Here is a 22672-nt window from a genome sequence, read left to right as displayed (position 1 = left end):
GACGCAGACGGGGGTCACCCCGTCTGCGTCGGCAACCACAGGGGGCCGCCCACCAGAGTCGGGCACCCACCCCAGGGCGGGCAGCCTGCACCCCGAATCGGCTGTCACACACCCACCCGACAGGACCACCGCCGGGGTGCGCTGCACCCCGCAGACAACACCCGCAGGAGCCCGCAGCAGATACCGCAGCCATCCCTTACCCGGACACCCCGAAAACCGCAGCCATCACACCCAGCCGGATCACCCATGCAGCCATCACCAGAACCCGTGTCGTCACCAACTCGAGCGCACAAGCACAAACCCACCACCAGAACGCAGAACACACCCCACGAGAGCATCCGAAAACCGGAGGGCCGGCGGGCTGTTGGGAGGGGGAGTTTGAGGGGGGTGTGGGGGGAGGGAAGTGATGCGGGCGGCGCGGCGGGGCGGGGGTGCGGGGCAGCCCGGCGCATGCGCAGGTGCTCCCTGCACGTGCGGGTGCGGGCTGGGGGGGACAAAGATCGGCGTTACGGGCCGGGGCTTGGTCGGGAAGTGAAGGGGGACAGATCATCCGGCAGGTACACCCGCCGCGGGGCGCGGATGGCTCGGGTCGCGCGGCCGGGGCGGGCTGGGCGCGCGGCCGGGGTGGGTTGGCGGATGGGTGGGTGCCGCAACAGCACCGGGAAGACCATCGCCGCCGGGCCGTGTCGGGTGGGGTCCATTCCAACTCGGCGCCAACAGCTGACACCCGCGGCCACTGGCAATCCCAGCCAGGCGGCCGAGCGTCACCCGCGCAGCCGGATCCCGCTCCCCCGCTGGCGTGCGAGGGCCGGGCCCGGTCACGGGCGCCGCTCCCCCGCCGTTCTCCCACTCCCCCTGGGGGAGTCCTGTCCGGGCCGACCGTGCCGGCGCCCGCTCATGGTTCGGCCGGCGGCGGGCGGGCGCCGGCGTGGGGTTCGGCGCTGCCGGCTGCGGGGTGGGTGCGAGACCGGTAGGGGGACAAGGTTGCCCGTCGATCCCCGATCGGGTGCGGCCGGTCCGACAGTCGGGTGCCGGGGGCGGGTTCCGGATCCGCCGGCAGCTGTATGCCGGGCTGCTGCGTCGGGTGGGCGCGGTGCCGGTCCGGGTGGCGGCGTTGCGGGATCCCGGGCCGGCGCCGGCTCGGGTCGGTCGCGCGGGTCGGTCGTGGGTGCCGTCTGGGGGTCAGGCGGCGGTCCACGGGCCCGCGTCTCCCGTCGGCGGCGGGTTGGCTCCCCGGTCTCTGGTGGGTGGTGTCGCCGCTTGGCCTCAGCACCAACTGCGGTCTACAGGCGGATGCCTGCGCGGTCGACTGCGCGGTCACCGGCGGCGGGTCTCCCGCTCCCCCAGGGGGAGTGCTGTCCGGGGGCTGCGGGGTGTGGGCGGCGGGTGGGGGCTGCGCTGTCAACGGCGGCTGGCACACTGCGGCCGAACGGATCAGCGGATGGGGGTTGAACGGTGAACGGTGAACAGCAGTCGACGCGCGGCCAGGTGCGCCGGTATGCGATGACGGCGATGGTGGCGTGCCCGGCGGTCACAGTCACCGGGGTCGCGGTGTGACTCGTTGCGTCACTGCTCGACAGCGGGGACAGCCCCAGCAGTCTGGCGGCGGTGTCGGCGACCGGGATCGGGGTTGCGGTGGTGGCTGCGGCCGCGGGCCTGACCGCGAGCCTGGTGTGGGTGCTTGCCGGCACCAGCCGGCCGGGGGCGGGCGGCGTGTTCCATGGGCCGACCCGGTCCTCGCGGCTGCGGGAGCGGATGCAGGTGTTGCGGGCGGCCCGGTCGATGAACGATGCGGAGCTCGAGGAGGCGATCCGGGCGCTCACGGACACCGCGGACCGGTTGCTGGTGGAGGGGCGGGCCGGTGAGGCCACGCGGGTCGTCGAGGATCTGCGGGTGTGCCTGTCGGTGTTCGGTGGCCGGCAGCAGGCGGGTGGCCCCACCGCGCTCTGACGCCCGGCGCCAGATAGGGACGGCGGGCGGGTGCCGCGGCTATCTACGCGGACGTCACCCGGAGCGGGGCCAGGTGGTGCTGTCGGGTGTGGGTGGCACACTGCCGCCGAACGGATCAGTGACGAGGGGTTGTGCGGTGAGCGGTGAGCGGCAGTCGATGCGTGACCAGGTACGCGAGTACGCGAAGCTGGCGATGACGATGAGCACGGTTGTGGCCGCGGGTGGGACCGGGGTCCACATGCTCCTGTCGCCGATCGGCGACGCGGATGGTGGGGACAGGTTGGCGGCGGCGATGACCGGTGTCGCGGGAGCGGGAGCGATGGTGGCCGCGGTCGCCGGTGTGGTGTGGGTGTGCGCCGGCATCGGCCGGCCCGGGCGGGGTGGTGTGTTCCATGGGTCGACCCGGCTCCCCCGGATCCAGGATCGGATGCAGGTGGCGCAGGCAGCCCAGTCGATGACCGACAACGAACTCGACGATGCGATCTCGGCGTTGACGGCGACCACGGCTCGTTTCCGGGCGTCGGATCAGACGCAGGCGGCTGATCGGGCGGCCGGTGATCTCGCGGTGTGTTTCAGCGTGCGGGAACAGCGTCGGCAGATGCAGGGGCCCGCCACCCACTGACCCCTGGCCGCTGCCGGGACGGATCCCCCGGCGCGCCTGGTGGTGTCGGCGGTGGGATCCACCGCTGGCAGCACCTGCAGCCGCCGCCGGCTCACTCGCGTCGGCGGCAGCGGTGGGTGGTCTCTGGTCGTCTCCCCCACTCCCCCAGGGGGAGAACTGTCCGGGCCCCACCCGGTTCGTGGCCGGGTGGGGCCCGGAATCGGTGATGCGACAGTGCAACCGCACCCTGCACCTGCGCAGTGGTGGGAGTTGGAGGTGGTGTGGTGGCAGAGATTCGGACCGATCCGATCGGGCAGGCCCGTGGGGCGGCGGAGACGGTGCTGCGGGACGCGGTGCGCAGGGAGCGGAAGCTGCGGGAGCACGTGAACGAGGCGATGGATGTGACGGCGGCGGCGATCCTCAACGCCCGCGAGGCCGGCGTGCCGTGGCAGACGATCCGGTCGGCGTTCGGTGGGGTGACCCGGCAGTCGTTGGTCGAGCGGGTGCAACGGTTCGAGGCCCGGCAGGCGGGGACACGGAGTGCGTCGTGGGAGGGCACCCGCATCGACGTTCCCGACGACGGCGGCGCGGCCGGGGCGTGGCGGTTCGTGACTGTTCGTAAGGCGGCGGTCGAGGGTGCCGAGTTGGCGGCCGCGGCGGTGCGGCGCGCCCAGCTCGCCGACGGCACCGAACCGCGTGAGGTGACGACGGTTGTGCGCAGGGTGGGGGTGGCGGCGGTCGAGGCGGGCCGGGTCGCGGTCGAGGCGGCGGAGGGGTTGGCGGGGACACGGTTGACACCGGAGGAAGCAGCGTTGATCGCGCGCACCGCGGCCGCCGGTCATCTCCCCGACCGGCAAGACTGACCGGGTCGCGGGCGGGCCCGCCGGGTGGGGACTGGATGCGGGTTGGTGTGGCGCGCAGGAGGCGGGGTGCGGGAACGGCCGTTGCTACGGTGGAGCGGCCCGAGAGCGGGTTCGGTTGCCCGACAACATCGGGGGGTGGCCGGCGACCGCTCCCCTATCTTGTTGAAGGGACACGATTGTCGTGACCGAACCCACCCCACCACCCCAACCGCAGCCGCAGTTCCCCCCCCAGCCCCAGGCTCCGTTCTCCGGCTACCCGGCCGGCGGGATGCCGCCGATGCCCCCGGCGTGGGGGACACCTCCTGTGATGCCGCCGGCGCCGAGCATGACCGGCCCGCTGCTGGCCGGTGGTGGGGTCGGCGTGGTCGTCGGCGGAATGCTCGGGGTCATCACCGCCTGGGTGTTGATGGCGATCGGGCTCGAGGACCAGGGCTTGGACTTCTCCGATGTCGACGGCGGCAAGTTCATGGCGCTGCTGATGATGTTCGCGGTCGGCGGCGGAATCTTCTTCGGTGTCATCGGCCTGATCATCGGGTTGATCATCGGCAGCAACCGCAAAGCCCGCCACAACGCCGCCTACAGTCAGCCGCAGCCGTGGCAGCACCCCACACCGCCGCAGCAGCCGCAGCAGCCGCAGCAGCCGGTTCCGGCGCCGGAACACCCCACCCCGTAGTCGGCACCCCTGGGTGGACGCCACCAGTAGTGGCGGCGTCCACCCACCTGCCGGCGGCTGTGCAGGTGCCGTGGCAGCTCGCCACTGTCCACGCCGACGTGGGCGCGGCCGCAGCGTTGTGGGCCCGATGACGGGGTGGTGTGACCTATCGGGTGGTGAAGGTGTCGAGGTCGAGGGACACCTCGACGCCGTTCTTCTCCACCACGATCCGCGGATGCTCGGCGCCGGCCGCCGCGAGGTACTGACGCAGGGTCGACAGAAGCAGGTCGTGGCGGCGTTCGATCTTCGAGACCGCGGCCTGCTCGACACCGAGTGCTTTCGCGACATCGGTCTGGGTCAGGTCTGCGGCTTTGCGGATGTCGGCGAGCGTGGCGGCGTGAACGCGGTTCATCTCCGCGGTCTCGGCTCGGATGGCGCTCACCTGGTCGGCGATGGCCGGGTTCGCCGCCAACTGGGCGATCCGGTCGTGTCCTCGCCGGAATGTGCGCTGGTCACTCATCGTGGTCCCCTTCGGTTTCCCTGATCCATCGTTCGATCGCCACGTCGGCGCGGGGGCCGCCGCTGTTGTAGAACACATCCCCTCATCCGAGTCTCGTCACCAGCCGTCCGGGCCACCACCACACCGCCGATCCAGTGCCCCGCGGCGCGTGGGGACCGGACTGCGCGGAGGGGTCACAACGCACCGGGTGGGCGGAAACGCCGCTGCTACCGTCACGCCACCCGAGGGCCGGTTCGGTGCCACCGCCACGGTGGCGACATCGCCCGCCCACCCATCCAGCACGTGAAGGGACACGAACACCATGACCGATTCCAGTGAGCAGTCGACCCCGACAGAGGCGGACATCCCGCCCGCCACCGAAGTGTCACGGCAGCGTCCACCCGCCGGACTGCTGCGGACACCAACCTCCGTGGCGCGGAGGTTGGTGTCCGGGGTGCGGGAGTCGCCGCGCTTCTATTCCGCGGTCGCCACTTGCTTTGCTGTCGGCACCGGATTGGGTGTCCTGCTCGGTTTCGGGTTGGCGGTGTTGATGGTCGGCTTCGCCGGCGGTCAGGCCATGTTTGTGCTGATGGTGGGCGGAGGCTATCTGGGTGGCGTTGCTGGCGCAGTGGCCGGCTGTGAGGTGGGCATCGTCCGACGGAATCGGAACGCCGCCGCCATCGCCCAGGTCGGGTAGCCAGGATCCCTGGACGTTGGAACACCCGACGCAGTAGTCGGCGATCCTGGGTGGGCGCCACCAGCATCGGTGGCGCCCACCCTCCGGTCTCGGGCCGGAACAGTGAAGGGGGACACGATCATGGACGATCCGAGGCCGGCCCGCGTGTGGGATGCCATCGAAGACGACCCCGCCGAGGCCACCGTGTGGCGACTGCGGTCGACGCTGATGATCGCGCTCACCGACACCATCACCCACCACCGGTGGACGGCCGCCACCGCCGCGGCCCAGCTCGGTGTCGACACGGCCCGCATCGCGGCTCTCACCGACGGCCACATCAACCAGTTCACACTCGACGACCTGTCCAACCTCGCCACCCGCGCCGGCCTACGGCTCGACCTCGAGATCACTGCGGGCGGTCGCTGACGGTTGTCGGTGCGGGCGTCTACCGTGCCGGCCGTGACGTACGAGTCGGTGTTCTCGCCCACCACCTACGACAGTTGGGACGAGTTCTTTCCCCCGACTCCGGATCTCGGGCACCTGTATGTGATCGGTTTCGATTCCGGCTGGATCAAGGTCGGGCACACCACCAACTGGCCGCGCCGGAACACCGCGCACGCGGCAGTGTTCCGGCGGCTGGGGTGGACTGCGGTGCAGCCACCGTGGGTGTCATGCGTCGTGCCGGCAGTGCACCTACGGCCGCTCGAGGGGAGACTGCTCGCCGAAGCCCGAAGCCCGACGCACCAGCGATCAGCACCGCTTCAACCCGGCCGTGGCGGGGCGGGGCCGCGACCGGTCGCGGCCGGCGGGCACCGAACTGTTCCACGGCTGCTCGTTCGGGTATCTGTCCGCGTTCGGTGACGTCCTCACCCGCACCGACGCCTACCGGTAGCCGGCGGCGGCACCCGAGCGGTTCCGCGCGGGCCGGCGGGTGTGGAGAACGTGGCTGCTATCAGCCCACGAACCCCTTGAGGAGACACCATGACGATGCTCGACACCACTGGCCAGGATGCCCGCCGCCGTGCGGCGAAAGCGCAGGCCACCCACCAGGTTCGGCTCGACACCCGCAGCACCTGCGAGGACGGGATGCTCGTCGCCGTCCCTGGCTACACGATCGCCGCCCTCCACGACCGGGACGAGGTGGTTGCGTTCGTGCCCGTGCACGAGTGGGCCACCCCCGCGGAGGTCTGCGCAGAGCTGCGCGCCGCCGGATACACGGCCCTCGGTTTCGGGTACGTCCGCGCCGCCTAGATGTAGTTCACCTGGGTGGGAAGAACCCTGTTGCGACTATCGGCGGGCCCCACAACCGTGTGGGGCCCGCCGCAGCCGTTTCAGGGCCAGAGGCGGCCAGGTTTCGCAGGAAGGTGCAAGCGATGATGTCGATGGTTTTCGGGGGATGCGTGGCGGCGGGTGTGGGCGTGTTCTACACGCTCCGACAGCGGCGGGCGGCGGCGGACGAGTTCGTGGACCGGTCGCGGGCCGGACTGGAAAAGCACCTGTTCACGTCGGAGTACGCGATCAGCAAGGTGTTCAGCGAACGGGTGGCGACGGTCCTCGTCACCGCGGCCGGCACGGCCACAGCAGTGGGGATGTTCGAGTGGCTGTCCTGACCAGGGCCGCCGGGCGGGGCAGCATCGCCCGCTGACAGTCGGCCTGTCCTCGGACCGGTAGTGGTCGCCGGCGTCGGGTGGGTGGCGGCTGGGTGCCGCACCCACCCGGCGTCGGTCGGAGTCTGGGTGGGTCCGGTTCCACCACCACCGTTTTCAGGAGTCTGCGATGACCACTTCCCTCCCCGCTGATCTACCGGCAACGTTGCGTGCGGTGCGCACGACCGCCGATTTGGCGGCCCTGCACGCCGCCGTGGTGCCCCGTGACGGTGATCCGGCACCGACGGGCCACCCTGGCGGAGGAAGCGGCCGTGCGGGCGCTCGTGGGGGCGTCGGCGGTGCTGCCGTACATGACCGAGAAGGCGGCGGTCGACGATTTCGAGTCGGCGTTCGCGGACCTGCTCGGTGATCTGCAGCATCTCGCGGCCGCCCTCGACGTCGATTGGGAGGCCGCCTGCGACCGCGCGGACAACTACCACCGGGAGGAGTCCGGCGCCGCGATCTGACCGCCCAGCCGAGACCCCTGCCCGCCGACCGTCGGCGGGCAGGGGTCTCTCCCGTTCCCCCACTCCCCCAGGGGGAGTCCTGTCCGGCCTGGTCGCGGCCGGGGCCGGGTGTGCCGCGCCCGTGTCAGGTCGGGTTGAGCGTGGTGGGTATGAACGCATTCGGCATCGACACGAAGGACACCACGATGGACACGACGATGGGATCGGCGACGACAGCAGCGCCGACAGGGATGGGGTCGGCGGTCCTCGGGCAGCTCGACATCCTCACCGCCGCCCGCCAGGAAATCGACCGCCAGATCACGCAGGTCGCTGCCGCCCTGTTGGGCCGGTACGTGCGCCAGCGGTGGCCGGCCGCACACGCCATCGCCGTCGGCGGCGGCGGGGATCCGGTCGCCGTCCTCGACCAGGCGGGCCAGGTGCTCGCCGACAACACCGCGCTACGGGGACCGGACACCGGTGGTGGGGATGTCGGGGATCGGTTGTGGGAGCTGATCGGGCACCTGCCGCCCACCACACGGGGCGGCGCGGGCGGTCAGGGCCGAATCCTGGTGCTGGCGGCCGGTTCTGTGCCACGGTGAATGCAGGCCACCGGCCGTCCCTCCCCCATAGGCGGTGGGAGGGGCGAGCGGGTGGCCTCGCGTCCACCGCCCGCACCCCCGACTCGGGCGGTGGGCGCACCCACACCCCCAGCCCCTCGGGCACCTGGCCCTGTCCGCCCCTGCCTGGTCGCGGCCGGTGGCCCCCGAAAATCCGTGAAACCCCTCCTGGCCTGTCCGAACACCCGACGCGGTGACCAGCGGTGATCCGGTGCCGGCCGAAACGTGTGGTGCCGCACCCGAAACCGGCGGCGGTGATGCTGATTCCGTCATCAACCGATCCCAGCCAGGAGGCGATCATGCAGGCTCTGCGTATCTCGACGGACTCGAACATCACCCGCGTCGATCTGACCGTGGGAGGCCGCGACACCCTCGACGGTCTCACCACTGAAATCGGCTGCCGCCACGTCGATGTGGTCGCGCTGCCCGACGGCAACGGCGGCACCATCGACATGTGGGTCGACGACGAAGGCATGTACGGCGGGGAAGTGAACCCGGCGGCGTCGGCGGTCGCGCTGCTCCTCGAACCGCGCATCGTGCAGTCGTTCTTCGGTAACGCCGTGTTCGCCGCCCACAACGGCGACGGCGACACCGTGGCCCTGTCGGACCGCCAGATCGGGGTGATCCTCGACAAACTCGCCGATGCCACCCGCGTGCCCGCCGACCAGCGTGACGAGTGGGTGTTCCTCGCGGCCCGCGCCCTGGGGGTGACCCTCCCCGCCCGCGTCTGACCCGCCCGGCGACAGCCCCCGCACCCGGTATCGGGTGCGGGGGCGGTCGCCGGTCACCGGTGGCGGCCGGCCTATCCGGGCATCCTGTCCGCCACCACCATCCGGCGGCGGACCGCGGGCATCCTGTCCGCCCCTACTGTCGGCTCGAACATGCTGCGACCTGGCCGTTCAGCATGTTCGAGCTGGCGGTGGGGTGCCGCACCCGGGTGGGGTGGCGCCGATCGTGGATCCCGTCACCCCGCCCGCTTGTCGAAGGAGCCTTGTCGATGGATCTGCAGTCCCTCCCCCACCTGTCGTGGACCGAGTTCACCCGCACCGTGCTGCCCGCCCTGAAAGCCGTTCCCCGCGACGACAGCCCGCAGTACGCGCTGTGCCCGTACGACACGATGGAGACGTTCAACCGTCGCGTCGTGGTCGTCACCGACCAGGTGACCGGCCCGACGGTGATCCGGGCGCCCCGGCGGCGGTCGAACCGGCGGCCCGCCGCGTTGGCGGTCCCGCACCTCGATGCACTGACCCTGCCGCTGGCGCAGGCACTCACCCGTGTCGGCACCGACTACATCGTGATCCGGCACCTGTTCACCAACACCGTGGTCCGCACCAGCTTGGTTGCCGAACCGGTTGCGGCGCAGGCGGCGTGAGCACAGCGGCGGCGGCCTGTTAGGGTCGCTGTCATCGGAGATAACACGCCATCAGATCTACACTGGGCGACGTGCGAGAGAACGGCCCCCACACTATGGGGCAGATTCTAGGGGCCGTTCTGCTGTACGGGCTCGGGTGGGGTGCGCCGGTTAGGGCTGCAGCCACAGGTAGCCGCCGACGCCCCAGGAGGGAAGCCCACCGACGTAGACGCTGGCGGCGACGTGCACCATGCTCACGCCCGCGCCGGCGGTGACGATGGTGGAGGTGCGGCCCCCGGCAGCCATCGCGGGAACGGTGTACATGAACGGGGCGATCCCGTTGGTGACGAGGATGCTCACCGGGATCTCACAGCCGGCGATGGCACCGTAGGTGCCGTTCGGGGTGAACGTGACCTCGACCTGATCGGTGCGGCCCGAGACACTCTCGAACCCGACCGCGACGGTGCCGTGGCAGGCGCCCTGCGGGACCGGAACAATGTTGTAGCCGGTCGACGAGAGCATCGGAACGGGTGCGGCGCTGGCGGTTCCAGCGGTGGTGACAGCCGCCCCCACGGCGAGCGCAGCGGTGGAGACAGCGATGGCAGCCCCACGGGCAACGCTTCGGCGAATCGACATGAAATATCCCTTTCGGTAGGTGACCGGCCCACCGTAACGGTCACCGTTCCGGTCACCCGGCCACCAGCAACCCCACCCGACCCTGTCCACCCGCAGCAGGCGGGTGGCCTGCAGAAACGGTGGGAGAGGCCGGGTTTCGGGATGCCGCACCAGTCGGGGCCGGCCGGAACAGTCATCGGCAGCCGGGCCGACCACGGCCCCCCGATCAAGGAGTCCACCGATGACCGACAACACTGCCGCTGTCACCCTGACCGTCCTCGACTGCGACTGCGACTGCGACGACGTCGACAACCCGCCCGCGCACGAGTCCACCCACCCCAGCATCAACGCCGCCGTCACCGCGCTCGAGCAGGTTCTGGTGGAGGCCGGTGAAGGTGACCGCGCCGTGCACCGCGCCGACGACACCGACGGTAGCCGCCGCACCTACGACGTGATCGACCACGACGGCCACCGGGTCGGGACCGCCGTCATCGACTACCCCTGACCTTCCTGCCAGTCAGCCGCATCCCGTCGGGGTGCGGCCGATTGGCTGCACCTGGTGGCCCTGTCCACCCGGTCGGGTGGTGCGGCGTGCGGAAATGGTGGGAGGGAACGGGTTCGGGGTGCCGCACGGTCGGGGGCTGGTCGCGATGGTGGAGGCACACCAGCCCGCGACATCCCTTTGGAGGAACCGCATGAACGACGACAAACTCGCCCGCGTCCGCAAACTGCTCGCCCAGGCCGACAGTGTCGCCGGCACCCCCGAGGCGGACGTGTTCAACGCCAAAGCATTCGACCTGATCGCCCGCTACGGCCTCGACGAAACGCAGGCCCGGATGCAGGACACCACCGGACCCACCCCTGTCGAGCGGTACGAGTTCACCCCCACCGGCTCCTACCAGCGGCAGCAGGGATTCCTGTTCTACGTGCTCGCGAAGGCGTTGCACTGCGCCGCGATCGGCACCACAGGCGGGTTCGTGGTGTTCGGGACGGCCACGAACCTCGACCGGCTCAAGCTGCTGTTCGCGTCGCTGCAGGTGCAAATGTTCTCCGGTGCTGCCACCGTCGGTCGTGGTACCGGTGGAGCGACCCGTCGTGCCCGCCTGTCGTGGATGTACGGGTTCGCCGAGAGTGTCGGGGACCGGCTCGGTGTCGCCGAGCGTGCCGCCGCCGACGACGTGACCGGCGCCGAACTGGTGCACCTCGATGACGCCCGCCGCCCACCATTCCGGCCGCACCGCCGGGGACACCGCCGACATCGGCAACAAGCAGATGACTGCCCGCCGCGCCCTCACCGCATAGCCGGGGACTGGACCACACCGATTTCCGCTGGTGGTGCACCCCGCACGCGTGGGGTGCACCACCAGTCGCCCCACCACTGTCGAGGCAGTCGGATGAAGGCCGCCGGGCCGGGATCGCTCCCCGGCCCGGCGGTGTGCGCCTAGTGGTGCCGTAGTCGCCGCGGGTGTTGTCCGTGCTGTCGCGCGGTGTCGAGGCTTGCCCGGCCGTGCTGCGGCGAGATACGGGACCGGGATCCGTAGGTCACGGGCTGTCCCGGTCTCGTGGCGGTGATCAGTTGCTGCTGGTGACGGTGTCCGGCCACCGCTGGTGGCAGAGGGCGGCGTAGACCTCGAGTGCTCGGGCGGACGCGGCGAGGACTTCGTCGACAGTGTCACCGGGCACCTTGACTCCGAGGTGGTAGCGGCAGTTGCCGCTGCTGTAGCCGCGGGCCAGGTAGGGCTTGTCCGTCAGGTCGAGGCGGGTGTGGATGGCGGACCGGTGCATGGACTTCCGGTACGTGACGCCGGCGGCAGTGAGATCGTGCTCCGCCTGCAGCAGAGCGTCCCGGAAGTCCGGGAACACGGCCGGGTTGTCGAGGTCTTCGTTGATGTATTCGATGCCGATCGTTCCCGTGTAGGTGCCGCCACCGTTGCGGTCGGGCTCCACCTGCCCGAGGGCGTACACGTTGCCGGAGTGCCGAAGAGTGATCGCCGGGTAGCCGGAGGCTGTTGCCTGCACCGTCGCGGTGACGGCCGCGTCGAGTCCTGCAGCATTGACGACGGCCTGCATGTGCGCACGCTTGGCCACCCGGGTATCGGGATCGGTTGCGGCTACAGCGATGTCGGCTGCGAGGTCGTCAGCGATCGGAATCCCAGCGAACCCGGCCAGGAGCTGCGACCAGCCGATCACGGTGATGCGGGGATGCGAGCCGATCTCTACGTGGGCCTCCGCGACGTTGATGTCGAGCACGAGCTGGACCGCGAACGCGTGGGGGTCGCGGGCGAGATACTTCTCGATCTGCGCGAGGTCCGGGTACGCGTTCAGCTTCGCTTCGATGATCAACTTGCCGCGGTCGGTGCCGGCGGTGATGTCCATTCGGCCCCGGTCGCCGTCACCCTGTTCGATGTCGACGGTCGACGGGTCGATGGCATCGACTGGTACGCCTGCCGAGGTCAGGGCCGCAGCAGCCTCGTCCGGGTAGGCGCGGATCAGTGCCCCGAGAATGAGAGTGGCGGCAGTTTCATGGCGTACGAGCATCATTTTCCCCCTGGTCTGTAGGTGTCGGATGGTGTGGATCGTTGCAGCTGTCGGGCCGGTGGATCGAACGAGACGGCCGACGGGCCTGAACTGCATCGTGGTGTGGACGGGTAGACCCGACCCCGGCGTTTCCTGCGGCCGGCACCTGGTGCCCCGACGACTGCCGGGGCACCAGGGACAAGGTCATGCGGAGAAGACGTCCGCGTGTTCTTCCCTCCACCAACGGTGCTGGTCCGCTGATTCCTTGGCGAGGGCGGCCAGCTTCGCGTCGATCTGACGGACCGCCTCGACATAGGCGAGCTGGGCTCCGAGTACGACCGCCGGCGTACCGGGCGTGAGGTTCTTGGTCACCAGCACCAGCGGCGCCGGGTCACCGATCGACTCCGCATAGTCGAGGAGATCCCGCATCCGGAACACGTCGTTGGTGGTCCACCCGCGAAGCGATCGATCCGCATGCGCCGTCACCCGGATTCCGACGTGATGTCCCCTCGTGCCCTGGTTGGTCAGGGAAAGCAACATGCTCGGAGCTGTCCGGCCGGGAAGGGCCTTCTGACGGCATGCCGAGTGTCCTGCAGATTTGGCCGCCTCGTTGATCCGCTGTGCTGTTGTCATGAAACGTACAGTACACAACTGGTGCAGCACTGTCTATCTCAAACATTCAGCAGTGTTCACACGTGAGATCCGCTACCGCTGTAACCTGACAGGCATGAATGAAAGTAGGCCATGGTCGTTTCCGCCCCCATCGCAACCGCAAGTCGTCGCCATCGCCGCGGCCGCCACAGAACTCGGCATCGCACGCCAACGCATGGAACTACTCGCCCGCAGTGAACTCGCCAGAGACCTGATCGGCACCGAAAAAAACACCGCGTTCCTCGACTCGAAGGACCGACTGGTCATCGACCGACAAGGACTCGATGCACTCCTCGAGGTGCCGCAGATCAACGTCGAAGACCTGCCACCCACCGTGAACGTGCGCGTCCAACCCGCCCGCGACGTAGACGACGACGACCGCAAACGAATGGGCTGGCACTCCCGACTCACCGCCGAAGAACGAGACCTCGGAGTCACCCGATGGTGGTCCAAACCACGACACGCTGTCATCGGCTGGCCGTTCATCGCGACCATCGGCGGTTTCGTCGTGTACCACGGCCGCATCACCGACCTCACCATCGAGCGTGAACAAGTCAGCTACACCGTCGACACCACGGACACCGAAGCCGAAGCACTGTACAAACACAAGAGAATCCAACCGATCGGCGGCGGCGTAGTGATCTACCTCGGCGTATAACCACCCCGGGCGGAACCCCACACGGAGACCGCTACCGCACCGGCGGACACCACGCTGCCACCAACATCGATGCCCGCCTGACCGCGCTGCGCCCGCACACCAAGTCCGGCCCGGCTACCGGCGGCGGGTCGTCGGAGCTTGACCCCTGATGGACACGATCCACCGCCGCGGCGGCACTTTCCGCGCGGTCGACAACGCCACCGCTCGCCCGGCCGTCCCGGAGTCGCACCATCCCTGGTGCGGGGAAACACGGGAACCGGGATCCGCTGGGTGCGGGGCTGTCCTTGTCCGGTGGTGCGGCTCGGCCTGGGTGTCCCGGCTGCTCGGGTGTTCTCCCGGTCAGCTCTCGTAGTGGTATCGGCAGGCCGCGATACGGATCTCGTCGTCGACGATCTTGTACACGAGTCGGTGTTCGTCGGTGATCCGCCGCGACCAGTAGCCGTGAAAGCCGTGCTTGAGGGGTTCGGGCTTGCCGATCCCTTCGTTGCCGTTCCGAGCGATGTCCCGGATCACCGTGTTGATCCGCTTGAGGACCTTGCGGTCCTGGGTCTGCCACCAGAGGTAGTCCTCCCAGGCGCTCTCGTCCCACACCAGCTTCATTCGATCAAATCGCGGGTCGTCCCGCCGCCGTGCTCGAGCCGATCGATCGAGGCCAACAGTCGGCGGGCGTTCGCCGGGCTCCGGAGCAAGTACGCCGTCTCCTTGAGCGACTCGTAGTCGTCGAGAGCCACCATCACCACCGGCTCGTGCCCGGCCCGGGTGATCACCACTTCCTCACGGTCGTCGGTGACGGCATTCAACGTCTCGGCGTACTTCGCCCGCGACTGTGAATAGGTCATCGTCTTCACTGCACACTCCTCTCCTGTACGTACAATAAATTGTACGTGCTGGTCACGTGGTCGTCGGCGCGCACAAGCGCCGACGGATGTGCCGCTGCGGCCGCAGCCTTCAGAAGGCCATCCACTGCCCTCGTCTGGTGATCGCCGTTCAGTCTGTAGGTGTCGTGGCTACTGTGTAGGCAATACTGCACAGTCCTTGTGAACTGCGCAGACGCCCGCGCTGGCATCCCCCGCCTGTCCGGGTGTCGGCGGTCGAGGAGTAGGACGGTAGCGGCAGGGTCGGGTTCCGGTGGCGGGTGATGCGAGCGTCGATCAGGTGGTGGGCGGCGCGACGATCCGCACCGACCGCGGTAGGCCGGCGACGATGAAGCCGCACCGCCGGGCGGCCGCCGCGAATGGTTCGGGACTCGGATCGGCCGGCCAAGCGGTCTCCCCTGCCTCCCCGAACAGGCCGACCGCGTTCGGGTGCGGCCCGGTAGTGAACCGGGTCTGATACTGCAGACCATCGAAACCGGCACCGTCGAAGGTCGCCGCCCACTCCTGCGGCACCGCGTACGGGGTCATGGTGGCCAGCTCGCGGGTCAGCCCGAAGTTCGCGGCCTCCTCAGCGCAGGTGTCCGCGAGCAGGTGATCGCGGGGCACCGCCAGCTGCGACAGTGCTCGTTCGGCGGCGAACTCTGCGCTGATGACCCCGGCGCTGGCGAGGGCTTCGCCGACGGTCTCCCGGATCGCGGTCGTCTCGTCGAGGGCGAGGTAGCAGGTGCCGCGCGGCGGAGTCAGATCGAACCGGCCGCCGCCGGAGGACGCGAACCACCACGGACCGTTCGCGGCGCGGTGCCCGCGCACCAGCGGCTGCGCGGCAGTGAGCACGCTGTCGGGGAACCCGGCCAGCGGCCGGGCCGGCGGCCGCAGAGCAACCGTGTCGCGGGCCGTGGTGTTCGAGTTCGTGGTGCCGCCGCTCACGCAGCCCACCGGGCCGCGTCGGCGTGGGCCAGGTCCAGGACCGTGCCCAGGTCGCGGCCATCGGCGATCCAGTCAACCGCCGTGACATCGCCGAGTCCAGGGTGCGGGCTGCGCAGCCATACTGCGCACGTCCACGGGTCCGCGGCGGCGCGCAGCGTCTTCCACACGGTGATCAGGTGCGGGGCCACTGTCCCGTCCGACGTGAACTGCCAGATCGGGTACACCCACTGCCCGTCGGCGAGCCGGCAGGCGATCACCGTGCCCGCGGTCACAGCCTTGTGCACGGCCTGACGGCTCACACCCCACCACCGGGTCAACCCGGCGGTGTCGTAGAACGGGCCGACGAGCTGGTCGTAGACCCCACTCGCCGGCAGCGCCGAGGTCATCGCATCGGCGATGGCCTCGACATCACCGAACACATCGGCGGGCACCCCGGCAGCGCGGGCGTCGGCGAACGTCTGGTGCACGCGGCGGGTGAGCAGGTCCATCAGCTTGCGTTCCTGCTCGATCAGGGTGTTCATATCGGGCCCTCCCGTCGCATCGATGACGTCAACCATGTCAACTCAATAGTCCCCACCATCGTCAACCACGTCAACCAACAGGTGCAGCGCGCGGCCCCACCCGCTGTGGGCGCGGCCGCCACCGGTGGCTGTCCGTGATCCCGCCGAGAGCCCTCCTGCGCCGGCTGCATGAGCTGTGTGGGCTGTGCGTGTTGTGGCTGCTGTGTAAGCAATACTGCACAGCCCTGGTGAACTGCGTAGATAGCTGCGCTGCCGACCGCGGCCTGCCCGGACGCCGACGGTAGGGGACGCGACGAATACGGGTGGCCGGGTGGGGTGGACACTGCCGCACGGTGGTACTACATTCAGTATCACTTTCGGTATGAGGAAGAGAGAGAAACTGCTCGCGCGGATGAGGACCGCACCGCAGAACATCACCTACGACGAACTGCTCACCCTCTGCACCGACCTGTTCGGCCCACCACGACAGAACTCCGGCTCCCACGCCAAGTTCCAGACCCCGTGGCCCGGCCCGCGCCTCAACATCCAGCGCGGCACCGGAGGCAAAGCCAAGCAGTACCAGGTCACGCAGGTACTGGCAGCGATCGAACGCATGGAGGACCACCCGCAATGACCACCACCGCAGACCAGTACACCTACCGCGTCGAGTGGCACGAACCCGACAACGAATACGTCGGCACCGTCGCCGAGTTCCCCGGCCTCTCCTGGCTCGCCCCCACCCAGACCGAAGCCCTCGACGGCATCCGCACCACCGTCACCGAAGTCCTCGACGACATGACCGGCACCGGTGAACCTATCCCCCAACCCCTCGGCACCCGCGCATTCTCCGGCAAGTTCCAAGTCCGCATCAGCCCCACCCTGCACCACAAACTCGCCCGCAACGCCGCCGAAGAAGGCATCTCCCTCAACGCCTACATCTCCGAAAAACTCGCCGCCAGCTAACGCCACGGGGACCCGGACCCGCCGTGTGCGGCCCCTCGCGGGCCGCCCGCGGCGAAGAACCCACAGCTCAACCGGCCTGCTCCGCTATATTCAGTCGGCCTGACCCCGGGGGACATGGCATTCCAGTCGAACGGAAAGGTCAGGGATTTGTCGACGCCACACCCAGAAACCAGGCATGCCCGCCGGCAGCCGAGCACAGGACGCACACGCCGGATCCTCGCGGGCGCGGCGATCACAACAGCCGCCATGGCCCTTGGCGGGTGCTCTCTTCTCCCCGGTTCTGGCGACAAGTACGACTACCTGTCCGCCGACACAACACCACGAACACTCACCTGCTCAGACCCCAGTGAACCGTGGGCCACCAGCACCGTCACGAGTATCGACATCACGAAGAACGACCAGACAGGTATGACCTTCGCGGTCACCTACGACGACCTTCCCCGACTGCTCGCGCTTGTCGGATCAAACTCTGCTGCCTTCGAGAGCGCACGGGCGAGGGGAGTTCGCGACGACATGCTTCCTGGACTGCTCTACCAATCCCTCGTGATTCGTCTCGACTACCGGAAGAACCCGGTGGACCAGCCAATCCGTACATTCAGCGAGCCCGGGGATTACCTGGACGTGGAGCTCGCCGTACCGAAGACGCAGAGCGGACCGTGCGAATTTTCCGTCGCGGACGTGGCCACGGGCGTTCTCACTTACACGAATGGGCGGAGGACGTCCGGGAACACCATCGTGTTCGATCTTCCGCCGGAAGCCTTCCGTGACCGCCCACTGCAGAAGCGGATGCTGGTGACTGCAACAACACTTGAGGGCTCTTCCACCAAAGCATGGCCCTCACCATCGGAAGCGCGCCTCCTCAGGCAGGACTGCCGTGAAGCACCCTCCGTACCGTCGACGCCGCCGGCGCCCGCTTCGGCTCTCGCGACTGCCGCCCCGTCATCTGCTGCGCGTACCGATGAACCGGGCACAGGTGAATCGGTGAGCAGCAACGACCAGTTGGCCCTGCTCCTTACACAGCGGGGGATCCCAACGCCGGAACGGTTGATCTCGCGACTCACCGACAGCGGACCGATCGACAGATTCTGCCGAAAACTGGAAACCGGGGAGGGAATGCCGCCGGAGAACACGGACCCCTCCAAGCGGGCAGCGTGGCTGTCCGGGGGTCTCGGGCAGGCCGTGATGTCGGTCTACGGCAGCGACAGCACCAACGTGTTCAACCAGGCGACGTTGTACGGGATCCTGCGTGACATCGCGGCGGTCAACTGCCCCGACCAGATCCCCTTGATCCCCACCTCGTAGCCGACACCGGAGACGCGGCCACAAACCGTCGACAGCCCGGTCAGACGCATGCCCCCTGCCTCTACCGGCTGTTCTCGGTGTCCAGGATCGACTCCAGCCGCGCCATCAGGGCATCCGCCTCCGCTTCGACATCGCGCATCGTGTCAGCGACATCAGCGAGCACCTGCTGTGCCTCCGCGCGAGCCCGCAGCCCGGCCTCGACATCCCACTCCCGCCACGGCGGCGGCTCCGGCGGGCTGTCCACCGGCTCCTCCACCACCGGCGGGGTGGGCCGTTCCCGAACCACAGACACGTGCCGGGGACCGGCACCAGCGAGGTGAGCGGCGATGATGTCCCCGATCGCCGCGGCCCGCAGCCCCCACGCTTCTTGGCCGGCGGGTTGCAGTCGGTCTGCCCCGAATCCGCCCCACCGGTCGATCGGCAACACCAGCGGGCCAGGCCATCGTGGCGGCGGCAGCGGCGCATACGACTCGACCGTGTCGGCTGTCATCGGCTCGGAGCGGGCAATCGCCGCCCGGACCCTCTCCGTCGTCGGGAACCTGTCCGCATACGCGCGCAGTCGCGCCCACCGTAGGTACACCGCCACCGGGCACCAGCGGGGGTCGGTTTCGGCTGGCACTGTCACCGACACGGGCCCGTTCTGCACGTGCAAGGTGCGGTCGACGACCCAGACCTGGTCGCGTTGCAGGCGTTCGATCCGCTCGTAGGACAGGCCCGCAGCCTGGGTGAGGACCAGCAGCAGCGCGTCTCGGCGCCCGAAGATCCCGGCCGGGCAGCCCGCGGTCGGCAACGAGGCCACCACCGCAGCAGCCCTGCTTCCCGCCCATCGCGGCGGAGGTGTGCCCGCAACCACCGCCGTTGGGCGGGTGTGCGCCGGAAGTGACGCCGCCGCGACGGCGTGCGCGGCCCGGATCGCCGCCAACCGTTCCCGCTGCGTCGACGACGACGCCGGGTTCGCGAGCAGGAATCGGGTCAACACCTCACGCGAGGTCGGCAACGCCGGCTCTTCCACCCCGGCACACCAGTCCGCGAACAGACGCCACCGTGGCCGCAGACGCGCAGACAACCCGCCTGTCACACTGTCGACGTCCACGCACTCCACCATGGTCGGAAACGATAGTCAGCACCATCGCCAACCAGCGAAAACCATGCAGGCGGCCAAGGCATGCCTGCCGGGTGTAACCACAGGCGACACACGGTGCCGCGCACCGGAAACCCGCCCTGGATAGTGGATCTCGTCAGCCCGAGGACGAGCCTCGGGCGCCAGACCATCAGGGAAGGGGCATCGACAGTGACCGCGGACGTAAATGGCGCTACAGCAGACTGGCACCACGAGCAGGCGATGGAAAACCATCAGCAAGTCATCCTGGAAATGGAAGGCGGCCAACTGGACAAGGCTGCCGTGTACGCGCAGCTCGCGGTCATGCACGCCACCCTCGCCGCGGCTATCACCAGCCGGGAGATCGCCAAGAACGCGACCACCAGCGTGTAGCCACCCAGACGTGCCGGACCGTGTTCTACCCCCGCGCCACGGTCCCGCACCCCGGTTGCGTCACCAGCGTGGGACGCGCAACCACCTCCGAACTGCCCCTCCACGAAACTCTGGCGTGGAGGGGCAGTTCGCTGTCGACAGCCCCTGACTCCGCCGGTGCGGCCGCGCTGTCCGCAGGCAACTTCTGTACGCCGCCATCTGCGCAGGAATCCTCGCTGCCGACCGCGCCCACGGAACGGGGAGGCAACCGGGGGTCGGCCAGGGAGCGCGCCGTCACCGCTGCACTCAGACCCGTCTGACCCACCTGCGGTCGGGCCTGCCACCCGTAGCCGGCATCTACTGGCGCGGTCGGTGCGGTCAACCGATCCCCTGTCCACCAGGCGGCACCACCCGGCGCTGGGAACCGCCTGGATCAGCCGGCATCAGGCAACTCGTCGTGCCGCACACCAGAAACCCGTTCGCGACAGTAGTTCCCGTCAGCCCGGAACGACCGGGCAACGACGGACACCAGGAGAACCACAAATGGCAGATTTCGACGCCAGCAGCGCCTTCCGCCACTATCAGCAGGCCCTCGACTACGAGCGCCGGGCCAACGAGGGCATCGGCGACGCCGACGTGCACGCGCAGCTCGCCGTCATGCACGCCACTCTCGCTGCTGCCGCCACCAACATCGCCCTGATCGAGAGCCAGGACACGAATGCTCGATTGCAGCGTGAGTTGCTGTCGGCCATCGAGACCGGTGTCGGCACCATCGCGAAGACCATCCCCTCCAAGCTCAACGACGTCAGCGACTCCATCGCCGAGGTCGCAGCACGGATGCCCGCCCGCTAACGGCCCACATACGTACCGGACCGTGCTCCCCCACCCCCTTCACGGTCCGGTACTGCCGCCCGACGTCTCCTCCCCGACACACGTCGGGCGGCAACCCCCGCTGGCAATCTCCCGCCCCCACGGTCGAGTAGCCAGCACCCCCGCTGCACCACCACCCCCCAGGCGGTGCAGCACCACGATCGGCCCCTCACACACCTCCTCGTGTGAGGGGCCGATCGGCATTCCACCCCAGCACGCGGGGCTTGTCGTTGGCCCGCACCTGCCCGTGCCGGCCGGTGCGCAGCAGCAACCGCTGTCCGGGCCTTCGATGGCCGCTATTTAGAACCCGAGTTCGGTGACGGCGTTGTTCTGGGCGGGGGTGCGTTCGCGGGCGTAGATCTCGACGGTGGCTGGTGAGGCGTGTCCGGTCTGGCGCATGATCGCGTGTGCTGACGCGCCTTGGGAGAGTGCTTCTGTGACGAACCCGGCGCGTGGGGAGTGCCCGCCGAGGCGTTCGACTTCCGCGTCGCTGAATCCAGCGGCGCGGGCTCGGTCGCGGATCACGGTGTGGATCGCGGCTCCCGACAGTGGTGTGGTGCCGACGTTTCCGTGCTTGTCGATACGGCGGAACACCGGTGCCGCCCCATCCATCGGGGACATGCCGTTTCCCCTGCACACGTGCCGTGTGAATGGTTCTGCGGTCGCCAACTCGCGGATCACCGCGGCGCGGCCGCCGGTGTCGAACGCGGCCACCACCTGATGCCACCGCCGGTAGGCGCACACCGGGCACCGCTCATGGGTGCGCCCGAACGGCGCCACCTTCACCTGTCCAGCCCCCTCCTGATCGGTCTTCGACACCCACACCCACAGGTGCAGGCCGTCGACCCGGTGCGGGCGCACATCCTCGATCCGCAACGCCGCCAACTCCGACCGCCGGAATGCACCGGCGAACGCCAGCCACAGCAACGCCGAGTCCCGCCGTTCCCGCAGCTGCTGCGGCCACGTGACCGCGGTCTGTCGGGCCGCAGCGACCATCGCGTCGATGTCCGCCAGCCGCAGTGCCTCCCGCCTCCTCGAGCGGCGGCGAGGATCCTTCGCGGCAGCGCGGTGCAGACCGGCGACCGTCGAGGTCACCAGTTGGCTGCCGCCTGGGGCCGGCAGGTTCGCGGCCCGGTGGAAGAAGTTGATCGACGACACCCACCTGCGCAGCGTGGTCGGCGAGTACAAGTGCCCACTGACCGTGTCGTCTGCGGCTTCCGCCAGATAGGCGGCCACCGTCTCCGGGGCGGCGGGCAGCGACGGCACGTCGTTGAGGGCACACCAGCGGGTGAAGCGCCGCCAATCCGACTGGTAGGCGCGGGACGTCGCAGTCGCCTGTGACTGCTCGACCGCCGCGACCACGCGGGCTTTCGCTGTTTCTCCCCCGCTCCCCCAGGGGGAGAGCTGTCCGCCGCCAGGCTCGGTGGTCGCGGGAAGGCCCGATGCGGGTGAGAGATCCATACGGGGAACGGTATCGGCGGGCGCCGACGGACTGCTGGGCAGAGGCTGCACCACCGTGAACAGGCGCAGTGGAACGACGGCACAGCAATCGGCCCGGTGCCGATTCACCGCGGAGGTGAACCAGTACCGGGCCGATCACCGTAGGAAGTGGCACCAGGGTCGGGCCGTCACATGGTCAGGACTCCGAATGCGAACAGGTTCCACAGGGTGTGAGCTGCGATCGACGGCCACAGCGATCCCGTTGCCAACGTCAGCGGGTAGAGGACGGCACCGAAGATGGCGGCTGTCAGCACGTTCCAGGAGCTGTAGTCGACGTGGAGGAACCCGAACGCGATCGTCGACAGAACCATTCCGCCGACGATTGCGCCCCACGTAAGTGCTGCACGGCCGATCCAGTTGGTGATGTGGTCCCGCAGTCGCCACAGCATCAGGCCCGGGCGGAACTTGTCAAGGTGAATGAGTCCAACGGGTGTTACGCGGCGGCCTGATCCGGGCGGGAGACGACCGCGTCGCCGTGTGCGGGCGGCTTGTTGATCCAGGCGTCCGCCGGGAGGTCCAGGA

General features: G+C 69.3%; 31 protein-coding genes. 20 read left to right on the top strand and 11 right to left on the bottom strand.

The features are described from left to right. The first annotated feature begins 1608 nt into the window (after window positions 1-1608). From E0497_RS16190 to E0497_RS16175, 4 genes are all read left to right on the top strand, one after another. On the top strand, window positions 1609-1950 hold the full coding sequence (locus tag E0497_RS16190) for a hypothetical protein (protein ID WP_137725825.1): 342 nt from the start codon (window positions 1609-1611) through the stop codon (window positions 1948-1950). Window positions 1951-2086: 136 nt separating this feature from the next. Next, on the top strand, window positions 2087-2572 hold the full coding sequence (locus tag E0497_RS16185; RefSeq protein ID WP_137725824.1) for a hypothetical protein: 486 nt from the start codon (window positions 2087-2089) through the stop codon (window positions 2570-2572). 263 nt (window positions 2573-2835) lie between these two features. Continuing rightward, window positions 2836-3414 carry a hypothetical protein gene (locus tag E0497_RS16180; protein ID WP_137725823.1) on the top strand — a complete coding sequence of 193 codons (579 nt, stop codon included), beginning with the start codon at window positions 2836-2838 and terminating at the stop codon, window positions 3412-3414. Window positions 3415-3739: 325 nt separating this feature from the next. Next, window positions 3740-4087 (top strand): hypothetical protein, encoded by a 348-nt coding sequence (locus E0497_RS16175; protein WP_137725822.1) that lies wholly within the window; start codon window positions 3740-3742, stop codon window positions 4085-4087. A gap of 145 nt (window positions 4088-4232) precedes the next feature. Here the strand turns inward: E0497_RS16175 and E0497_RS16170 are convergent, their stop codons facing one another. After that, window positions 4233-4586 (bottom strand): helix-turn-helix domain-containing protein, encoded by a 354-nt coding sequence (locus tag E0497_RS16170; RefSeq protein WP_137725821.1) that lies wholly within the window; start codon window positions 4584-4586, stop codon window positions 4233-4235. A 301-nt stretch (window positions 4587-4887) separates the two neighbouring features. Here E0497_RS16170 and E0497_RS16165 point away from each other — a divergent pair, with 301 nt between their 5' ends. The 8 genes from E0497_RS16165 to E0497_RS16130 all read left to right on the top strand — a co-directional run bounded on the left by E0497_RS16165 (window position 4888) and on the right by E0497_RS16130 (window position 9322). After that, a complete protein-coding gene (locus E0497_RS16165) occupies window positions 4888-5262 on the top strand; it encodes a hypothetical protein (protein WP_137725820.1) in 375 nt (124 codons plus the stop codon). A 120-nt stretch (window positions 5263-5382) separates the two neighbouring features. After that, window positions 5383-5667, top strand: coding sequence for a helix-turn-helix domain-containing protein (locus E0497_RS16160; RefSeq protein WP_137725819.1), 285 nt, complete (start codon window positions 5383-5385; stop codon window positions 5665-5667). Window positions 5668-6222: 555 nt separating this feature from the next. Beyond that, entirely contained in the window at window positions 6223-6492 is a 270-nt protein-coding gene (locus E0497_RS16155) for a hypothetical protein (RefSeq protein ID WP_137725818.1), read from the top strand. Window positions 6493-6614: 122 nt separating this feature from the next. Then, window positions 6615-6851: a hypothetical protein gene (locus tag E0497_RS16150; RefSeq protein WP_137725817.1), complete on the top strand. Its 237-nt coding sequence runs from the start codon at window positions 6615-6617 to the stop codon at window positions 6849-6851. 260 nt (window positions 6852-7111) lie between these two features. Continuing rightward, entirely contained in the window at window positions 7112-7354 is a 243-nt protein-coding gene (locus E0497_RS20550) for a hypothetical protein (RefSeq protein ID WP_137725816.1), read from the top strand. Window positions 7355-7503: 149 nt separating this feature from the next. Further along, the gene (locus tag E0497_RS16140) at window positions 7504-7932 is read left to right on the top strand and encodes a valine--tRNA ligase (protein ID WP_137725815.1); all 429 of its coding nucleotides are present in this window, start codon (window positions 7504-7506) and stop codon (window positions 7930-7932) included. 317 nt (window positions 7933-8249) lie between these two features. Next, on the top strand, window positions 8250-8681 hold the full coding sequence (locus E0497_RS16135; protein WP_161987433.1) for a DUF3846 domain-containing protein: 432 nt from the start codon (window positions 8250-8252) through the stop codon (window positions 8679-8681). A gap of 266 nt (window positions 8682-8947) precedes the next feature. Beyond that, a complete protein-coding gene (locus tag E0497_RS16130; protein ID WP_137725813.1) occupies window positions 8948-9322 on the top strand; it encodes a hypothetical protein in 375 nt (124 codons plus the stop codon). Window positions 9323-9472: 150 nt separating this feature from the next. Here E0497_RS16130 and E0497_RS16125 read toward each other — a convergent pair whose 3' ends face one another. Further along, on the bottom strand, window positions 9473-9937 hold the full coding sequence (locus tag E0497_RS16125; protein ID WP_137725812.1) for a hypothetical protein: 465 nt from the start codon (window positions 9935-9937) through the stop codon (window positions 9473-9475). Window positions 9938-10157: 220 nt separating this feature from the next. On the opposite strand from E0497_RS16125, the gene E0497_RS16120 reads away from it, so the two are divergent. Next, window positions 10158-10421, top strand: coding sequence for a hypothetical protein (locus E0497_RS16120; protein WP_137725811.1), 264 nt, complete (start codon window positions 10158-10160; stop codon window positions 10419-10421). Between the two features lie 190 nt (window positions 10422-10611). Continuing rightward, window positions 10612-11361 (top strand): DUF2786 domain-containing protein, encoded by a 750-nt coding sequence (locus E0497_RS16115; RefSeq protein WP_161987432.1) that lies wholly within the window; start codon window positions 10612-10614, stop codon window positions 11359-11361. A gap of 127 nt (window positions 11362-11488) precedes the next feature. Here the strand turns inward: E0497_RS16115 and E0497_RS16110 are convergent, their stop codons facing one another. Both E0497_RS16110 and E0497_RS16105 read right to left on the bottom strand, forming a co-directional pair. After that, window positions 11489-12454: a hypothetical protein gene (locus E0497_RS16110; RefSeq protein WP_137725809.1), complete on the bottom strand. Its 966-nt coding sequence runs from the start codon at window positions 12452-12454 to the stop codon at window positions 11489-11491. A gap of 183 nt (window positions 12455-12637) precedes the next feature. Further along, window positions 12638-12973: a hypothetical protein gene (locus tag E0497_RS16105; RefSeq protein ID WP_137725808.1), complete on the bottom strand. Its 336-nt coding sequence runs from the start codon at window positions 12971-12973 to the stop codon at window positions 12638-12640. Window positions 12974-13118: 145 nt separating this feature from the next. On the opposite strand from E0497_RS16105, the gene E0497_RS16100 reads away from it, so the two are divergent. Beyond that, a complete protein-coding gene (locus E0497_RS16100; protein ID WP_137725807.1) occupies window positions 13119-13742 on the top strand; it encodes a hypothetical protein in 624 nt (207 codons plus the stop codon). 339 nt (window positions 13743-14081) lie between these two features. Here E0497_RS16100 and E0497_RS16095 read toward each other — a convergent pair whose 3' ends face one another. From E0497_RS16095 to E0497_RS16080, 4 genes are all read right to left on the bottom strand, one after another. Further along, window positions 14082-14342 carry a Txe/YoeB family addiction module toxin gene (locus E0497_RS16095; protein ID WP_137725806.1) on the bottom strand — a complete coding sequence of 87 codons (261 nt, stop codon included), beginning with the start codon at window positions 14340-14342 and terminating at the stop codon, window positions 14082-14084. Further along, the gene (locus E0497_RS16090) at window positions 14339-14590 is read right to left on the bottom strand and encodes a type II toxin-antitoxin system Phd/YefM family antitoxin (protein ID WP_137725805.1); all 252 of its coding nucleotides are present in this window, start codon (window positions 14588-14590) and stop codon (window positions 14339-14341) included. The genes E0497_RS16095 and E0497_RS16090 overlap by 4 nt, the downstream gene beginning before the upstream one ends. A 303-nt stretch (window positions 14591-14893) precedes the next feature. Next, entirely contained in the window at window positions 14894-15544 is a 651-nt protein-coding gene (locus E0497_RS16085) for an RES family NAD+ phosphorylase (protein WP_137725804.1), read from the bottom strand. After that, window positions 15541-16065 (bottom strand): hypothetical protein, encoded by a 525-nt coding sequence (locus E0497_RS16080; RefSeq protein ID WP_137725803.1) that lies wholly within the window; start codon window positions 16063-16065, stop codon window positions 15541-15543. The genes E0497_RS16085 and E0497_RS16080 overlap by 4 nt, the downstream gene beginning before the upstream one ends. 361 nt (window positions 16066-16426) lie before the next feature. Here E0497_RS16080 and E0497_RS16075 point away from each other — a divergent pair, with 361 nt between their 5' ends. The 3 genes from E0497_RS16075 (at window position 16427) to E0497_RS16065 (ending at window position 18309) form a co-directional block, all read left to right on the top strand. Further along, window positions 16427-16678: a toxin HicA gene (locus E0497_RS16075; protein ID WP_137725802.1), complete on the top strand. Its 252-nt coding sequence runs from the start codon at window positions 16427-16429 to the stop codon at window positions 16676-16678. Beyond that, window positions 16675-17007, top strand: coding sequence for a type II toxin-antitoxin system HicB family antitoxin (locus tag E0497_RS16070; protein WP_137725801.1), 333 nt, complete (start codon window positions 16675-16677; stop codon window positions 17005-17007). The genes E0497_RS16075 and E0497_RS16070 overlap by 4 nt, the downstream gene beginning before the upstream one ends. Before the next feature lie 114 nt (window positions 17008-17121). Further along, a complete protein-coding gene (locus tag E0497_RS16065; RefSeq protein WP_137725800.1) occupies window positions 17122-18309 on the top strand; it encodes a hypothetical protein in 1188 nt (395 codons plus the stop codon). A 61-nt stretch (window positions 18310-18370) separates the two neighbouring features. Here E0497_RS16065 and E0497_RS16060 read toward each other — a convergent pair whose 3' ends face one another. Next, window positions 18371-19402, bottom strand: a complete 1032-nt coding sequence (locus E0497_RS16060; protein WP_137725799.1) for a hypothetical protein — start codon at window positions 19400-19402, stop codon at window positions 18371-18373. A 198-nt stretch (window positions 19403-19600) separates the two neighbouring features. Here E0497_RS16060 and E0497_RS16055 point away from each other — a divergent pair, with 198 nt between their 5' ends. Next, entirely contained in the window at window positions 19601-19801 is a 201-nt protein-coding gene (locus E0497_RS16055) for a hypothetical protein (RefSeq protein WP_137725798.1), read from the top strand. Window positions 19802-20323: 522 nt separating this feature from the next. Then, the gene (locus E0497_RS16050; protein ID WP_137725797.1) at window positions 20324-20632 is read left to right on the top strand and encodes a hypothetical protein; all 309 of its coding nucleotides are present in this window, start codon (window positions 20324-20326) and stop codon (window positions 20630-20632) included. 318 nt (window positions 20633-20950) lie between these two features. On the opposite strand, the gene E0497_RS16045 is transcribed toward E0497_RS16050, so the two are convergent. Together E0497_RS16045 and E0497_RS20890 are read right to left on the bottom strand one after the other, a co-directional pair. Then, window positions 20951-22111 carry a site-specific integrase gene (locus tag E0497_RS16045; RefSeq protein ID WP_137725796.1) on the bottom strand — a complete coding sequence of 387 codons (1161 nt, stop codon included), beginning with the start codon at window positions 22109-22111 and terminating at the stop codon, window positions 20951-20953. A gap of 167 nt (window positions 22112-22278) precedes the next feature. Then, the gene (locus E0497_RS20890) at window positions 22279-22539 is read right to left on the bottom strand and encodes a CPBP family intramembrane glutamic endopeptidase (RefSeq protein ID WP_137725795.1); all 261 of its coding nucleotides are present in this window, start codon (window positions 22537-22539) and stop codon (window positions 22279-22281) included. Between the last annotated feature and the right edge of the window lie 133 nt (window positions 22540-22672).

Source organism: Prescottella subtropica (assembly GCF_005434945.1).
Lineage (GTDB): Bacteria > Actinomycetota > Actinomycetes > Mycobacteriales > Mycobacteriaceae > Prescottella > Prescottella subtropica.
The sequence above is the reverse complement of the archived record's forward strand: the minus strand, read 5'-3'. Positions and strand labels throughout refer to the sequence as shown.

Excerpts from the sequence above, each read along its gene's own strand:
- E0497_RS16175 (WP_137725822.1), top strand. The coding sequence starts at position 3,740 with ATGACCGGCCCGCTGCTGGCCGGTGGTGGGGTCGGCGTGGTCGTCGGC.
- E0497_RS16170 (WP_137725821.1), bottom strand. The coding sequence starts at position 4,586 with ATGAGTGACCAGCGCACATTCCGGCGAGGACACGACCGGATCGCCCAG.
- E0497_RS16165 (WP_137725820.1), top strand. The coding sequence starts at position 4,888 with ATGACCGATTCCAGTGAGCAGTCGACCCCGACAGAGGCGGACATCCCG.
- E0497_RS16160 (WP_137725819.1), top strand. The coding sequence starts at position 5,383 with ATGGACGATCCGAGGCCGGCCCGCGTGTGGGATGCCATCGAAGACGAC.
- E0497_RS16155 (WP_137725818.1), top strand. The coding sequence starts at position 6,223 with ATGACGATGCTCGACACCACTGGCCAGGATGCCCGCCGCCGTGCGGCG.
- E0497_RS16150 (WP_137725817.1), top strand. The coding sequence starts at position 6,615 with ATGATGTCGATGGTTTTCGGGGGATGCGTGGCGGCGGGTGTGGGCGTG.
- E0497_RS16140 (WP_137725815.1), top strand. The coding sequence starts at position 7,504 with ATGAACGCATTCGGCATCGACACGAAGGACACCACGATGGACACGACG.
- E0497_RS16135 (WP_161987433.1), top strand. The coding sequence starts at position 8,250 with ATGCAGGCTCTGCGTATCTCGACGGACTCGAACATCACCCGCGTCGAT.
- E0497_RS16130 (WP_137725813.1), top strand. The coding sequence starts at position 8,948 with ATGGATCTGCAGTCCCTCCCCCACCTGTCGTGGACCGAGTTCACCCGC.
- E0497_RS16125 (WP_137725812.1), bottom strand. The coding sequence starts at position 9,937 with ATGTCGATTCGCCGAAGCGTTGCCCGTGGGGCTGCCATCGCTGTCTCC.
- E0497_RS16120 (WP_137725811.1), top strand. The coding sequence starts at position 10,158 with ATGACCGACAACACTGCCGCTGTCACCCTGACCGTCCTCGACTGCGAC.
- E0497_RS16115 (WP_161987432.1), top strand. The coding sequence starts at position 10,612 with ATGAACGACGACAAACTCGCCCGCGTCCGCAAACTGCTCGCCCAGGCC.
- E0497_RS16110 (WP_137725809.1), bottom strand. The coding sequence starts at position 12,454 with ATGCTCGTACGCCATGAAACTGCCGCCACTCTCATTCTCGGGGCACTG.
- E0497_RS16105 (WP_137725808.1), bottom strand. The coding sequence starts at position 12,973 with ATGTTGCTTTCCCTGACCAACCAGGGCACGAGGGGACATCACGTCGGA.
- E0497_RS16095 (WP_137725806.1), bottom strand. The coding sequence starts at position 14,342 with ATGAAGCTGGTGTGGGACGAGAGCGCCTGGGAGGACTACCTCTGGTGG.
- E0497_RS16080 (WP_137725803.1), bottom strand. The coding sequence starts at position 16,065 with ATGAACACCCTGATCGAGCAGGAACGCAAGCTGATGGACCTGCTCACC.
- E0497_RS16075 (WP_137725802.1), top strand. The coding sequence starts at position 16,427 with ATGAGGAAGAGAGAGAAACTGCTCGCGCGGATGAGGACCGCACCGCAG.
- E0497_RS16070 (WP_137725801.1), top strand. The coding sequence starts at position 16,675 with ATGACCACCACCGCAGACCAGTACACCTACCGCGTCGAGTGGCACGAA.
- E0497_RS16065 (WP_137725800.1), top strand. The coding sequence starts at position 17,122 with ATGGCATTCCAGTCGAACGGAAAGGTCAGGGATTTGTCGACGCCACAC.
- E0497_RS16050 (WP_137725797.1), top strand. The coding sequence starts at position 20,324 with ATGGCAGATTTCGACGCCAGCAGCGCCTTCCGCCACTATCAGCAGGCC.
- E0497_RS16045 (WP_137725796.1), bottom strand. The coding sequence starts at position 22,111 with ATGGATCTCTCACCCGCATCGGGCCTTCCCGCGACCACCGAGCCTGGC.
- E0497_RS20890 (WP_137725795.1), bottom strand. The coding sequence starts at position 22,539 with ATGCTGTGGCGACTGCGGGACCACATCACCAACTGGATCGGCCGTGCA.